The sequence below is a fragment of the Microbacterium sp. PI-1 genome, assembly GCF_004337555.1.
GTDB classification, from domain to species: domain Bacteria; phylum Actinomycetota; class Actinomycetes; order Actinomycetales; family Microbacteriaceae; genus Microbacterium; species Microbacterium aurugineum.
Genome location: NZ_SJYZ01000006.1, coordinates 47,735 through 61,410, shown reverse-complemented (window position 1 = coordinate 61,410; position 13,676 = coordinate 47,735). Strand labels below are relative to the sequence as shown.

At 67.0% G+C, this 13,676-nt stretch carries 14 protein-coding genes; 2 read left to right on the top strand and 12 right to left on the bottom strand.

Annotation, left to right across the window (positions count from 1 at the left end; all coding sequences use genetic code 11):
* Window positions 1-167 precede the first annotated feature (167 nt).
* The 5 genes from dapC to E0W80_RS07315 are packed head-to-tail and all read right to left on the bottom strand — an operon-like array spanning window position 168 to window position 3,107.
* Window positions 168-1,280: a succinyldiaminopimelate transaminase gene (gene dapC / locus E0W80_RS07335; protein WP_131491903.1), complete on the bottom strand. Its 1,113-nt coding sequence runs from the start codon at window positions 1,278-1,280 to the stop codon at window positions 168-170.
* A 9-nt stretch (window positions 1,281-1,289) separates the two neighbouring features.
* Window positions 1,290-1,610 carry a ferredoxin gene (gene fdxA / locus E0W80_RS07330; protein WP_131491902.1) on the bottom strand — a complete coding sequence of 107 codons (321 nt, stop codon included), beginning with the start codon at window positions 1,608-1,610 and terminating at the stop codon, window positions 1,290-1,292.
* A gap of 9 nt (window positions 1,611-1,619) precedes the next feature.
* Entirely contained in the window at window positions 1,620-2,030 is a 411-nt protein-coding gene (locus tag E0W80_RS07325) for a histidinol dehydrogenase (protein ID WP_131491901.1), read from the bottom strand.
* Between the two features lie 46 nt (window positions 2,031-2,076).
* A complete protein-coding gene (locus tag E0W80_RS07320) occupies window positions 2,077-2,391 on the bottom strand; it encodes an AzlD domain-containing protein (protein ID WP_047523077.1) in 315 nt (104 codons plus the stop codon).
* A complete protein-coding gene (locus E0W80_RS07315) occupies window positions 2,388-3,107 on the bottom strand; it encodes an AzlC family ABC transporter permease (protein ID WP_131491900.1) in 720 nt (239 codons plus the stop codon). The genes E0W80_RS07320 and E0W80_RS07315 overlap by 4 nt, the downstream gene beginning before the upstream one ends.
* Window positions 3,108-3,211: 104 nt before the next feature.
* Here E0W80_RS07315 and E0W80_RS07310 point away from each other — a divergent pair, with 104 nt between their 5' ends.
* Window positions 3,212-3,760, top strand: coding sequence for a helix-turn-helix domain-containing protein (locus tag E0W80_RS07310; RefSeq protein ID WP_131491899.1), 549 nt, complete (start codon window positions 3,212-3,214; stop codon window positions 3,758-3,760).
* A gap of 21 nt (window positions 3,761-3,781) precedes the next feature.
* On the opposite strand, the gene E0W80_RS07305 is transcribed toward E0W80_RS07310, so the two are convergent.
* Both E0W80_RS07305 and typA read right to left on the bottom strand, forming a co-directional pair.
* Window positions 3,782-4,678: a phospholipase gene (locus E0W80_RS07305; RefSeq protein WP_205802316.1), complete on the bottom strand. Its 897-nt coding sequence runs from the start codon at window positions 4,676-4,678 to the stop codon at window positions 3,782-3,784.
* A gap of 194 nt (window positions 4,679-4,872) precedes the next feature.
* Window positions 4,873-6,786, bottom strand: a complete 1,914-nt coding sequence (gene typA / locus E0W80_RS07300; RefSeq protein WP_047522661.1) for a translational GTPase TypA — start codon at window positions 6,784-6,786, stop codon at window positions 4,873-4,875.
* Between the two features lie 101 nt (window positions 6,787-6,887).
* Between typA and E0W80_RS07295 the strand changes: the two genes are divergently transcribed.
* Window positions 6,888-7,694: a type II CAAX endopeptidase family protein gene (locus E0W80_RS07295; RefSeq protein WP_131491898.1), complete on the top strand. Its 807-nt coding sequence runs from the start codon at window positions 6,888-6,890 to the stop codon at window positions 7,692-7,694.
* Between the two features lie 5 nt (window positions 7,695-7,699).
* Here E0W80_RS07295 and E0W80_RS07290 read toward each other — a convergent pair whose 3' ends face one another.
* From E0W80_RS07290 to E0W80_RS07270, 5 genes are all read right to left on the bottom strand, one after another.
* Complete coding sequence (locus E0W80_RS07290) at window positions 7,700-8,269, bottom strand: PH domain-containing protein (RefSeq protein WP_131491897.1); 570 nt, start codon at window positions 8,267-8,269, stop codon at window positions 7,700-7,702.
* Window positions 8,266-9,945, bottom strand: a complete 1,680-nt coding sequence (locus tag E0W80_RS07285; RefSeq protein ID WP_131491896.1) for an ABC transporter ATP-binding protein — start codon at window positions 9,943-9,945, stop codon at window positions 8,266-8,268. The genes E0W80_RS07290 and E0W80_RS07285 overlap by 4 nt, the downstream gene beginning before the upstream one ends.
* Window positions 9,942-10,886, bottom strand: coding sequence for an ABC transporter permease (locus E0W80_RS07280; RefSeq protein ID WP_131491895.1), 945 nt, complete (start codon window positions 10,884-10,886; stop codon window positions 9,942-9,944). Before E0W80_RS07280 ends, E0W80_RS07285 begins: the two co-directional genes overlap by 4 nt.
* The gene (locus E0W80_RS07275) at window positions 10,879-11,805 is read right to left on the bottom strand and encodes an ABC transporter permease (RefSeq protein WP_131491894.1); all 927 of its coding nucleotides are present in this window, start codon (window positions 11,803-11,805) and stop codon (window positions 10,879-10,881) included. The genes E0W80_RS07280 and E0W80_RS07275 overlap by 8 nt, the downstream gene beginning before the upstream one ends.
* A 101-nt stretch (window positions 11,806-11,906) precedes the next feature.
* Window positions 11,907-13,541 carry an ABC transporter substrate-binding protein gene (locus E0W80_RS07270; RefSeq protein WP_131491893.1) on the bottom strand — a complete coding sequence of 545 codons (1,635 nt, stop codon included), beginning with the start codon at window positions 13,539-13,541 and terminating at the stop codon, window positions 11,907-11,909.
* Window positions 13,542-13,676 lie beyond the last annotated feature (135 nt).

Below are 13,676 nucleotides of genomic sequence, written 5' to 3'. Positions count from 1 at the left end.
CCCGCTCGTCGCGGTGGAGTCGGACATGATCTTGATCAAGTCGGAACTGGCGATCTCACGGCGCTGAGGCACCAGGTCGGGTCACGACCGAATCGCTTTTACAGCCTAGTAGGCACTCCGGCCTACTGTGACATCCGCCAAACAGACGGCCACTTCAAGGGGATAACCTACAGAGCTTCGACAGTGAGGCGTCGCGCCGCCTCGAGGATGCGCTCGGTCGGGGCGGTGAGGGCGAGCCGGACATGCTGCGCGGCGTCATCACCGTAGAACGGCCCCGGGCCCGCGAGGATGCCGAGCTCAGCGAGCCTCGCCATCGAATCCCAGGCATCCCGTCCCTCCGTCGCCCACAGGTACAGCCCCGCTTCTGAACCATCGATACGGAAGCCGGCCGCTGCGAGCGCAGGACGCAGCGCATCCCGCCGAGCGCGATAGAGCTCCTTTTGCGCCGCGACGTGCGCGTCGTCGCCGAGGGCCACCGCCATGGCGTGCTGCACCGGAGCGGGCGGCATCAGGCCGAGATGCTTGCGCGCCGTGAGGAGGTCGCCGACCACGCGCGCACAGCCGGCGACGAACGCGGCGCGGTAGCCGGCGAGGTTCGACTGCTTGCTCAAGGAATACACGCTGAGCAGATTCGCGCGGCTGCCACCGGTCACCCGCGGGTCGAGGATCGACGGAATCGGCGAGGCGGCCCATTCGCCATCCCACCCGAGTTCGGCATAGCACTCGTCGCTCGCGAGCACGGCGCCGAGTTCACGGGCGCGACGCACGGCCGCGGCGAGCTCGTCCACCGTCCAGGTGCGGCCGTCCGGGTTGCCCGGGGTGTTGATCCAGATGAGCTTCGTGCCCTCCGGCCAGTCCGCGGGGTCGTCGGCGGGGAGCGGTGTCGCGCCGACGACGCGGGCACCGACATCGTAGGTCGGGTACGCCACTCGGGGGTGCACGACGATGTCGCCCTCTCCCAGCCCGAGCAGCGTGGGTAGCAGCGCGACGAACTCCTTGGAGCCGATCGTGGGCAGGACGTTGTCGACACGGAGGTCGGGCACACCGCGGCGGCGCGCGTACCAGTCGACGATCGCCTCACGCAGGGTCGGCGTGCCGACCGTCTGCGGATAGGCGTGGGCGTCGGTCGCCTCGGTGAGAGCGCGCCGGATGATGTCGGGAGTCGGATCCACCGGCGAGCCGATGGAGAGATCCACGATCCCTTCCGGATGTCGGGCCGCACGCTCGCGGAACGGGACGACGGCATCCCAGGGGTAGTCGTCGAGGTCTCGGACGCTCACAGCGCGCGCCTACTCGCCCTGCGGCGGGAGCGCGGCGACGATCGGGTGATCGAACGCGTAGACGCCGACCTTCGCCGCGCCTCCGGGAGATCCGATCTCGTCGAAGAACTCGACATTGGCCTTGTAGTAGTCCTGCCACTCGTCGGGCAGGTCATCCTCGTAGTAGATGGCTTCCACCGGGCACACCGGCTCACAGGCGCCGCAGTCCACACACTCGTCGGGATGGATGTACAGCGAGCGTTCGCCCTCGTAGATGCAGTCAACGGGGCACTCGTCGATGCAGGCTCGATCCTTGACATCGACGCACGGGAGGGCGATCACATACGTCACCGCTCCAGTCTACGACTCGCGCGCCTCGGATTCCTGCGCGGCGGGTGCCTCCGTGCGCACGGGGACCCGGGCGAAGGAGGGCCAGGCGACGACTAGGAGCACGATTCCCGCGACCACGTACGTCCAGATCTGACCGCTGAGCGAGTCCGGCACGACCACGGACCCTCCGGGACCCACGCCGGAGATCAGCACCAGCATCCCGATCATCCCCAGTCCGGCGGCGACCGCTGCCGCTCGGTCGTGGGTGAGCGCGCGCACGGCGACGAGGATCGCTGCGCACGCGATCGCAGCGACGATCAGTCCGATCGGGACGGGCCCCCACATCACACTGTGGGCGATGGTGCCCGCCACGCCGTAGACGCCGCCCACCAGGGCCGCAGCCACCCAGGACAGCACTCTCGACAACCAGCTCACGCGCACCCGTTGAGCTTACCGGCGCCGGCGGTGTGCCGACGAGATCCGGGGTTCACGATGCGAGGCCGAAGACGCGCAGCAGGGCCGCCACCAGGGCAGCAGCCACCACGACGACGAGGAACGACTGCCGCAACCACAGGAGTCCCCCGGCGACCAGCAGAGCGGGCACACGCGCATCGACCATGATGGCCTGTCCGTCACCGAGGGTCTGCACGGCGACGAGCGCCGCGAGGAGGGCCACGGTCAGCAGATCGGAGATCCGGGCGACGCGGGGCTCTTCGAGTACCGAAGACGGCACGAGATAGCCGGCCGCCTTCATGGCGAGGCAGATCACCGCCGCGAGGAGGATCGCGCTCCAGAGGCTCATGAGGGGGCCTCCGCGCCATCCAGCGGCTCCTCGGCCGGCGACACGGGTCGTCCGAGCCAGTTGAACCAGCCGACGGCGATCGCGACCACGGCCGCGACGAGCACCGGGAGGCCCGGCATGAGGAACGGAGTGAACGCGGCGGCGACCACGGCGGCCGCCACCCCCACCGCGATGGCCTGCCGCTGCCGGAGCCGCGGCCACAGCAGCGCGAGGAACGCCGCGGCGGCTGCAGCGTCCAGCCCCCACGTCTTCGGATCCCCCAGCACGTCACCCACGAGCGCGCCGACGAGAGTGGTGATGTTCCAGCCGACGAAGATACCGACGCCGGTCACCCAGAAGCCGATCTGCCGCAGCCGCGGGTCGCTCTGCGAGATCGCCACCGCCGTCGATTCGTCGATCGTGAAGTGCGCCGCCATCGCTTTGCGCCCGGGCCCTCCCCCGACGATCGGCGACATCCGCATTCCATAGGCGACATTGCGCACACCGAGAAGGGCCGCCGACGCGATGGCCGAAGGCAGGGCAGCGAGACCGCCGGCCGTGAAGACGCCGACGAACGCGAACTGCGAGCCGCCGGTGAACATCAGCAGGCTCAGGACGCAGGTCTGCCAGACATCCAGGCCGGAGGCCACGGCCAACGCACCGAAGGAGACCCCATAGGCACTGGTCGCGAGCACGACACCGAGCGCCTCTCGCCAGACCTCACGCTCCGCGGTCATGGCGCCGATCGCATCCAGGTGTTCGCTTCAGTGAACGCATGATCATCATTCTGAACATTTCTGAATGCATAGTCAAGCGAACGATCGTTTGACATGATGAACACATGGAGGATCTCCGCACACGTCTCGCTCGAACCCTGCGCCGCGAAAGGGAGGCCGCGAGCCTGTCGGTCTCAGAGCTCGCCCGGCGAGCCGGGGTGTCCAAGGCCACGGTCTCGCAGCTCGAGAGCGGCTCCGGGAACCCCAGCGTCGAGACGCTGTGGGCACTCGGAGTGGCGCTCGGCGTGCCGTTCGCGGTGCTCGTCGACCAGCAGGCCAACGCCCCGACCCTGATCCGTGCCGACGACCTGGCCGGGGTCCCCTCCTCCGCCGCGGCCTACAGCGCGACCCTGCTCTCTGCCAGCCCTCCCGGAGCGCGCCGCGATGTGTACCTGATCCAGGCCGACCCGGGCGATCCCCGCCTGTCCGACCCTCACCACCCGGGCACGATCGAACACGTGATCCTGGTCGCCGGCGAGGCGCGGGTCGGACCCGCGGGCGAACCCGTGGTCCTCCACCCCGGCGACTACCTCACCTATGCCGGCGATGCCCCGCACATCTTCGAGGCGACGAAGCCCAACACGAGCGCCGTGCTCGTCTCCGAATTGCGCTGAACGAGGGGCGACCGCGCCGGGTCAGTACCAGTTCACGGCCTGGGAATGCCCCCACGCACTGCACGGGGTGCCGTACACCGAGGAGATGTACCCGAGCCCCCAGGCGACCTGGGTGGCGGCGTTAGTCTGCCAATCGGAACCGGCTGACGCCATCTTGCTACCGGGGAGCGCCTGCGGGATCCCGGTGGCGCCGCTCGGGTTGTACGCCTGGTAGTTCCACCCGGATTCCTTGTTCCACAGGGAGTCCAGGCAGGAGAACTGGTCGCCACCCCATCCGTAGGTGCTCGACATGAGCTGCCGTGCGGTGGCCTTGGCACCCTCCGGCGTGTTGGCTGCGGCCAGGGCGGCCGCCGCCTGCTTCTCCGCCGCGGCCCGAGCGGCGGCCTCCTCTGCGGCGATCCTGGCCGCCTCCTCCGCTGCGCGCTTCTGCTCTGCAGCATCGAGCGCACTGCGCAGCTCTGCGGTCTCGGCGACGACATCCGCCGTCTCCTGCTTGGCCTCCTCGGCGACGGGGACGACCAGGAGCACCGGAGTCACATCGAGCTCTTCGAGCTTGTCGATGTCGCTCTCCAGATCGGAGGTGTCGACGGACGACGTGGTCTCGAGGTCGAGGCCCGAGCTGTCGACCTCGCCGTTCAGCGTCTCCGCCGCGACGACCGCGACCTTCGCCTGCGTCAGCGTCGCGGACGCGACCTTCGTGATCTGCGCCAGGGGCTCTGCACCGGAACGGACAGCCGAGGTGACGACGGAGGGGATGTCCACCGCACCCGACGCGGGCACGGACGCGAGACCGACGCTCACGGTGATGCCGACGAGAGCGGCCGCCGCCACTCCGAGGACGGACAGGGGACGGTGGATCGCTGTGCGGGCAGAGGCCGCTGCGGAGGCGCGCCGAAGCGCACGAGTCTTCTGAAGCATGGGGTCGACTTTCGGGTTGTCGTACGCCGTTGCAGGAGACTCATCGGGAGCTCGTCCCCGGCGCAGTGAACCAGCCTGACTCACGAACCTGAACGAAAACCATCCCTCACCTGGGATTTACATGAGAAGAGGGTCCCGCACGCGCCGTCCGGCGGTGCGAGACCCTCTCACTCGGAACGTGTCCGAGGCTGGTGTCAGACGTTCGCGTCCTGGCGCTTCAGGCGGGCCGTCTCCCGTGCACGGGTGTTCGCATCGAGGTTCACCTTGCGGATGCGGACGACCTCCGGGGTCACCTCGACGCACTCGTCATCGCGGGCGAACTCCAGGCTCTCCTCGAGCGTCAGCTGACGCGGGGGCGTCATCGACTCGAACGTGTCGGAGCTGGCCGCACGCATGTTGGTGAGCTTCTTCTCCTTGGTGATGTTCACGTCCATGTCGTCGGCGCGCGAGTTCTCGCCGATGACCATGCCCTCGTAGACCTCCTGCGTGGGCTGCACGAAGAACGACATGCGCTCCTGCAGAGCGATCATCGCGAACGGGGTGACGACGCCCTGACGATCGGCGACGATCGAGCCGTTCTGACGCGTCGTGATGGAGCCCGCCCACGGCTCGTAGCCGTGCGAGATCGCGTTCGCGATGCCGGTGCCGCGCGTGGTGGTGAGGAACTCGCTGCGGAACCCGATCAGGCCGCGCGACGGGACGATGAACTCCATGCGCACCCAGCCGGTGCCGTGGTTGGTCATGTTCTCCATGCGACCCTTGCGGTTCGCGAGCAGCTGCGTGATCGCACCGAGGTGCTCTTCCGGGGTGTCGATGGTGAGGTGCTCGAAAGGCTCGTAGGTCTTGCCGTCGATCTTCTTCGTGACCACCTGCGGCTTGCCGACCGTGAGCTCGAAGCCCTCGCGACGCATGTTCTCGACGAGGATGGCAAGGGCCAGCTCTCCACGGCCCTGCACCTCCCAGGCGTCCGGGCGTCCGATGTCGACGACCTTGAGCGAGACGTTGCCGATCAGCTCCTTGTCGAGACGGTCCTTGACCATGCGAGCGGTGAGCTTGTGGCCCTTGACCTTGCCCATGAGCGGCGAGGTGTTGGTGCCGATCGTCATCGAGATGGCGGGGTCGTCGACCGTGATGGCCGGCAGCGGACGCACATCCTCGGGGTCGGCGATGGTCTCACCGATCGTGATGTTCTCGAAGCCGGCGATGGCGACGATGTCGCCGGGGCCGGCGGAGTCGGCCGGGTAGCGCTCGAGAGCGCGGGTCTTCAGGAGCTCCGTGATGCGCGCGTTGCTGGTGGTGCCGTCGGCACGGACCCAGGCCACGGTCTGGCCCTTCTTCAGCGTGCCGTTGAAGACGCGGAGCAGAGCGAGACGACCGAGGAAGGGGCTGGAGTCGAGGTTCGTGACCCAGGCCTGCAGCGGGTGCTCGTCGTCGTACTCCGGAGCGGGAACGTGCTCGAGGATCGCCTCGAACAGCGGCTCGAGGTCGTCGTTGTCCGGCAGCGAGCCGTCGGCGGGACGATTCTGCGATGCGGCACCGGCGCGACCGGAAGCGTAGACGACAGGCACGTCGAGCAGTGCGTCGACATCGAGGTCGGGCACGTCGTCGACCAGGTCGGAGGCGAGACCCAGGAGCAGGTCGTGTGCCTCCTCTTCGACCTCCGCGATACGGGCGTCGGGACGATCGGTCTTGTTGACCAGGAGGATCACGGGGAGCTTGGCCTCGAGCGCCTTGCGCAGCACGAAGCGCGTCTGCGGCAGCGGGCCCTCACTCGCGTCGACGAGCAGCACGACACCGTCGACCATGGACAGGCCGCGCTCGACCTCGCCCCCGAAGTCGGCGTGACCGGGGGTGTCGATCACGTTGATCGTGATCTCCTCGCCGCCTGCGTGCTTCCCCTTGTACGTGATCGCCGTGTTCTTGGCGAGGATCGTGATGCCCTTCTCACGTTCCAGATCGTTCGAGTCCATGGCGCGCTCATCGACGTGGGCGTGTTCACCGAAGGAGCCCGTCTGACGCAACATGGCGTCGACGAGAGTGGTCTTGCCGTGGTCGACGTGCGCGACGATCGCGACGTTGCGGAGGTCAGAGCGAAGGGCGTGCGCCATGCAGGTGTCCTAAAAGATGTGGGGTTTTGCCGGGAAGCCGACGTTCCAGGATAACGCAAGCACAGAGCTTGTTCCTGAAAGCAGGTCGTAGCATCGAGATCGTGACCAGACCGCAGGCTCCGTGGGACCTCCCCGACCTCTCCCCCGCCCCGTCCCGTGCGCGACTGTGGTGGGAGATCGCGATCGTCCTGGCGCTCGGCCTCGGACAGTCCGCCGTGTATGCGATCGTGCAGCTCGTCTACCGGCTCACGGATGAGGTCCCGATCGCCGACCAGGTCGCGAAGCTGAACCCGTCCCGGAGCGACCGCGAGATCTTCGACCTCATCTACCAGGTGCTCGCGATCGGGTTCTCGCTGGTCCCGGTGGTGCTGGTGTGCTTCCTGCTCTGGCAGTCGCGGCGCCCGCATCTGGCACGGCTGGGTCTGGACGGCACCAGGTCAGGACGCGATGTCGGTCGCGGCATCCTGCTCGTCCTGGCGATCGGCATCCCCGGCCTCGGTCTCTACCTCGCCGGTCGGGCTCTGGGACTCACCGTGGCCATCGACCCCGCGGGGATCGACGCGTATTGGTGGACCGTTCCCGTCCTGCTGCTGGCCGCGGCCCGCGCATCGCTGCAGGAGGAGTTCGTCCTGCTCGGCTATCTCTTCACCCGGCTCCGCCAACTCGGCTGGAGTCCGTGGACGATCATCGTCTCCACGTCAGTGCTGCGGGCGAGCTACCACCTCTATCAGGGGTATCCGGCATTCCTCGGCAACCTGGCGATGGGCCTGCTCTTCGGCTGGCTGTACCAGCGCAGCGGACGCCTCCTGCCGTTCCTCGTCGCACACTTCGTGATCGACGCCGCCGCATTCGTGGGGTACCCCTGGGCGGCGGCGACGTGGCCCGCACTGCTCGGACTTCCCGGCTGAGTCGATCAGACCGAAGCGGAACCGGCGAGGAGGATCGCGACGACCGCCCAGACCACGATCACCACCAGCGCGATGACCGCCGGCCGATCCCACTCGCGTCGGATCGGCGCGTCGGACGCGGGCGCGGCGTCCCAGAGGTCGCGGATGTCCGTGAGTGCGTGAAGGCCGGATGACGGCTTGGGTTCGGCGTCCTCCCCGCGACCGGGGCGGGGTGGCCGGGCGCGGGCGGGTCCGCCGTAACAGCTGACCTCACGCCCGTCGTCCAGGGAGAACAGCAGCTGCCACCGCAGGTCGACGTCGCGCACGCGACTCCAGTCGAAGCGCGTGCGGCGGAGCATGTTCTGGACGACGACACCGTGGGCATCCACGCGGACATGCGAGACGTAGCTGATCTCGTACACGATCCAGAGGGCGAGCAGCACCCACGGAGCGACGAGCAGCATCTGCCCCCAGCTTCCCCGAACGGCGGTGTCGCCGAGCAGGAACAAGGCCAGGAGGGCACTGAAGACGAGGACGACCACGCCCGAGGGCGCGCGGTATGTGCGCGCGCCCTCGGGTTGTTGCGATGAGGTCACGCTCCGGCGCCTCCGAGCGTGAGGGACGCACCCGGGATCGCCTGGAGGAGGCGCTCGGTGTACTCCTCCTGCGGATTCGCGAAGATCTCGTCGACGGTGCCCTGCTCGACGATCTTCCCCTTCTCCATGACGCAGACGAGGTCGCTCGACACGCGGACGACGGCGAGGTCGTGCGTGATGAACAGATACGTCAGGCCCAGCTCGGACTGGAGGTCCGCCAGGAGTTTCAGGATCTGATCCTGCACCAGCACGTCCAGCGCGGACACGGCCTCGTCGAGGACGATGATGTCCGGCTTGAGCGCCAGGGCCCTGGCGATCGCCACGCGCTGGCGCTGTCCGCCCGAGAGCTCGTTCGGATAGCGACTCGCAAGGGCCTGCGGGAGGGCGACCTGCTCCAGCAGTTCCTTGACACGAGCCCGCTGCGACGCCTTATCGCCGACACCGTGGATCTGCATGGGTTCGGCGATCGTGCTGCCGATGTTGCGCAGCGGATCGAGCGAGCCGTACGGGTCCTGGAAGACCGGCTGCATCCGACGACGGAGACCGAAGGACTGCGCGCGCGACAGGTTGGACACGTCGCGGCCGTCGATCTCGATCGTGCCGCTGGTGGGATCCTCCAGCTTGAGCACCATCTTCGCCACGGTCGACTTGCCCGAACCGGACTCGCCCACCAGCGCGAGGGTCTTGCCACGCGGGATCTCGAAGGACACATCGTCCACTGCACGGAAGGCTTCACTGCGGAAGTTCCCCTGGCGGATCTTGTAGTCCTTGGTCAGCCCTGCGACGCGAACGGTCGGCGGGATCGCGGCGAGGTCGTCGCGCGTCTCGATGCCGCGGTCCGCGACCACGGCCTGGATCCGCTTCGACGCCACACTCGGTGCCGCCGCGACCAGCCGCTTCGTGTACGGGTGCTGCGGATCCTCGAGGATCTGTCGGCTCGGACCCGCCTCGACGATGTTGCCGCCGTTCATCACGATGATCTTCTCGGCGCGTTCCGCCGCGAGTCCCAGATCGTGGGTGATCAGCAGCACCGAGGTGCCCTTGTCCCGCGTGAGCGTTGCCATGTGGTCCAGGATCACGCGCTGCACCGTCACATCGAGAGCCGATGTCGGCTCATCGGCGATCAGCAGCTTCGGATTGGCCGCGAGCCCGATCCCGATCAGCGCCCGCTGGCGCATGCCGCCGGAGAACTGATGCGGATACTGGTGCAGTCGGCGCTCAGCATCTGCGAGCCCCGCCTGCTGCAGCACCTCGACGGTCCGCGCCTTGACCGCGGCACGGCCCTGGGCGATGCCGTTGGCTCGGACGGCCTCCTTCACCTGGAAACCGATGCTCCACACCGGGTTCAGGCTCGACATCGGGTCCTGCGGCACGAATCCGATGTCGCGCCCACGCACCGACTCGATCTCCCGGCGGCCGAGGCTCGTGAGTTCACGTCCCTCCAGCGTGACGGATCCCTTCGTCACCACGCCGGTGCCGGGAAGCAGGTTCACGATGGCCGTGGCGGTGGTCGACTTGCCGGAGCCCGACTCACCGACGATCGCGACGGTCTCGCCGGGCATGACGTCGAAGCTCACGCCGTGGAGGACCTCGCGCATCCCCTCCTGAGAGCGGAAGGCGACCGTGAGGTCGCGCACGCTCAGCAGCGGGGTCTGATCAGCAATACGATCGCTCATCGCCGAGCCCTCGCCTTCGGGTCGAGGGCGTCTCGGATGAGCTCACCCAGAGTCACGAACGCGAGCACCGCCAGGGTGAGCGCGATCGACGGATAGATGAGCGCCATCGGAGCGACGCGCAACGAGGCCTGCGCCTTGCCGATGTCGAGGCCCCAGGACATCACATCACTGCCGAGACCGACACCGAGGTACGACAGGGTCGCCTCGGCGACGATCGCCGCCGCGAGCCCGAGGGTCGATACCACGAGCAGCGGCGCGAGGGCGTTCGGGATGACGTGGCTCACGAGGATCCGGAACTTCGACTGCCCCACGGCCTGTGACGCCATGACGAAGTCCGCTTGGCGGACCCTCAGCACTTCTGCGCGGACCACACGGGCTGTGGAAGCCCAGGCGAACCCGCCGATCGCGAAGGCGAGCGTCCACACGGAACGGGAGTCCCGGAAGACGGTCATCACGACCACGGCGGCGAGGATGTAGGGGATCGCGAAGAAGATGTCCCCGACGCGCGAGAGCACCGAGTCGAGCCATCCTCCGTAGAACCCCGCGAGCGCCCCCATGATGAGGCCGAGGATCGACGCGATCACCGTGGCGATCAGGCCGACCGCGAGCGACGTCTGCGACCCCCAGACGATTCGGGAGTAGATGTCGCAGCCCTGGAAGGTGAAACCCAGCGGGTGCCCCTCGGTCGGGCCGCCGTTGCTGTTGGACAGCAGACAGTCGCGGTTCGGCGGCACCTGTGTGAACAGCGTGGGCCACAGCGCCATCAGCAGGAAGACGAGCGCCAGCACCACCGAGAACCAGAACAGCGGGCGCTTGCGCAGGTCACGCCAGGCGTCACGCCACAGGTTGCTGGGCTTGTCGGCGATGCGCACGGCGTCGACGTTGACGGATTCCGTCTCGACGGGAGCAACATAGTGCTTCTGAGTGGTGGGATCAGGCATAGCGAATCCTCGGGTCGAGCAGACCGTAGAGCAGGTCGATGACAAGGTTGACCAAGACGTAAAGGATCACGAAGACCGTCACGAACGAGACGACGGTCGGACCCTCACCGCGCTGAATCGCCTGGAACAGCGTGTTTCCGACGCCCGGGACGTTGAAGATGCCCTCGGTCACGGTCGCGCCGACCAGCAGCACTCCGAAGTTGGTGGCGGAGTTGGTGATGACGGGGATCAGCGAGTTGCGCAGCACGTGCACGGGCAGCACGCGATTGCGTGACAGCCCCTTGCTGTACGCCGTGCGCACCCAGTCCTGGTTGAGCGTGTCGATCACGGAGCTGCGCATCAGACGCATGCTGACCGCATAGAGACTGAAACCGAGGACTATGGCCGGAAGCCACAGACCTCCCCAGTCGTTGTCCGCGCCCACGGTCGGTTTGAACCAGCCGAGCTGGATCGCCAGGAAGTACTGGGCGAGGAAGGCGACGACGAAGATCGGGATCGCGATCGCGACGAGCGCGATCATGAGCGAGACGTTGTCGAAGAACTTTCCCTTGCGCAGCGCCGAGATCGTGCCGATGACGATGGCGAGGAAGAACTCGATGCCGATCGCCATGACGGCCAGGCGCCCCGTCACAGGAAGCGTCGCCGCGAGAACCGCGGAGACGGGCCTCCCGGAGTAGGTGGTGCCGAGGTCACCCTGGAATACGCCGGTGATGTAGTACCAGTACTGCACCAGGAACGGCTGGTCGAGGTGATACTGCGCGCGCAGCTGTTCGATGACCGCCGGGTTCGGGGTCTTGTCACCGAAGAGCGCGAGGATCGGGTCGCCAGGCATGGCGAACACGAGGAAATAGATGAGCAGGGTGGCTCCGAAGAAGACCGGGATCACCTGCAGAAGACGTCTCAGAATGTAACCGAGCATCCGCTTGTCCCTTCTTGAGGGCAAAGAAAGCGAGGCGAACACAGCCCATGAGGCGGTGACGAAGAATCGTCACCGCCTCATGGGTGAAGTGCCGTCAGACTTTACTCGCCGGCCTTCGTGATCTCGTAGTACAGCGGGACCGAGTTCCAGCCGAACGTCACGTTGTCGACGTTCTCGCTGAACCCACCGGTCACGTTCGAGTACCACAGCGGGATCGCAGGCAGATCCTGGAACAGGATCTCCTGTGCCTTGGTGAAGTCCTCGAGCTGCGCGTCGGGGTCAGGGTTGCTGATGCCCGCCGAGATGAGGTCGTCGAACTCGGGGTTCGAGTAGTCACCGTCGTTGGAACCGGCGCCCGTCGCGTAGAGCGGTCCGAGGAAGTTGTACAGACCCGGGTAGTCGGCCTGCCAGCCCGAACGTGCCGCCGTGGTGATGGTGCGGTCGTTGATCTTGGTGCGCAGGTCCTGGAAGGTCGGGTACGGGTCGCCCGATGCCTCGATGCCGAGCGTGTTCTTGATGCTGTTGCTCACTGCGTCGACCCAGGCGTCGTGTCCGCCGTCGGAGTTGTAGGCGATCTTGAAGTCGCCCTCCCACGGAGCGATGGCGTCAGCCTCGGCCCAGAGTTCCTTGGCCTTCTCGGGGTCGTAGCTGAGGACCTCGTTGCCGGGGATCGAGTCGGACCAGCCGGCGATGACCGGGGACGTGAAGTCCGCCGCCGGGGTGCGGGTGCCGGAGAAGATCGTCTCGGTGATCTCCTCGCGGTTGATCGCCATCGACAGCGCCTGACGACGCAGCTTGCCCTCTTCGCCGCTGAAGTGCGGGAGGAACTGGCCGATGGTGAACGACTGGAAGACAGCCGAGGGCTGGTTGACGGCCCGGTCCTCGAGCTCGTCCTGGAAGACGGGCAGCGAGCTGGTCGGGATCTGGTCGATCACATCGACGTCATTGCCCTGCAGGTCAGCGTAGGAGGCTTCCTGCGTGGCGTAGAACTTGATCGTCAGACCGCCGTTGGCCGGCTTGCGCCCGCCCTCGTAGTCGTCGTTGCGGACGAGGTCGATCTGCACGTCGTGCTGCCATGCGTCTTCGCCGTCGATCATGTACGGGCCGTTGCCGATGGGGTTCTGGCCGAACGCGTCCATGTCCTCGAAAGCGACATCGGGGAGCGGGTAGTAGGCCGAGTAGCCGAGACGCAGCGCGAAGTCCGAGGCCGGCTTGTTGAGCGCGATCGTGAACGTGTAGTCGTCCACCTGCTCCAGACCGGTGAGCTCGGAGTCCTCGTCGTAGCTGAAGCCCTCGATGTCCTCGAAGAAGTAGCTGGAGAGGTGAGCGTTGGAGGCCTTCGCGCCCTCGTTCCACGCCTTGATGAAGTTGTCGGCGGTGACCTCTTCACCGTTGGTGAACGTCTGCCCCTCCTTCAGCTTCACGGTGAGGTGCTGAGGGTCTTCGGTGGTGATCTCCTCGGCCATGTCGTTGACCGGCTCGCCATCGGCGTCGTAGTAGACCAGACCCGCGAAGATCTCGTCGAGGATCTTGCCTCCGCCGACCTCGTTGGTGTTGGTCGGGATCAACGGGTTCTCGGGCTCGGAGCCGTTCGTGGTGATGATGGCGTCGGGATCGGCGTTCGAGCCGTTGCCACTGTCACCGTTGTTGCCGGATCCGCTTGCGCAGCCCGCGAGCGACAGAGCGCCGACCGCGAACAGCGCGACGCCCGCGAGGGCGATCTTGTTGCGCTTCACTTTGTGTCCTCCTGTGGACGTGGGAATTCTGCGCACTCACCATCGAGCGAGCAGGGATACCTGAGCGTAACCCGCACCTTCGCCCCCGCCGCGCTCAGCTAACGAACCGTTACTGAGTGGTGACCATCCGTAATC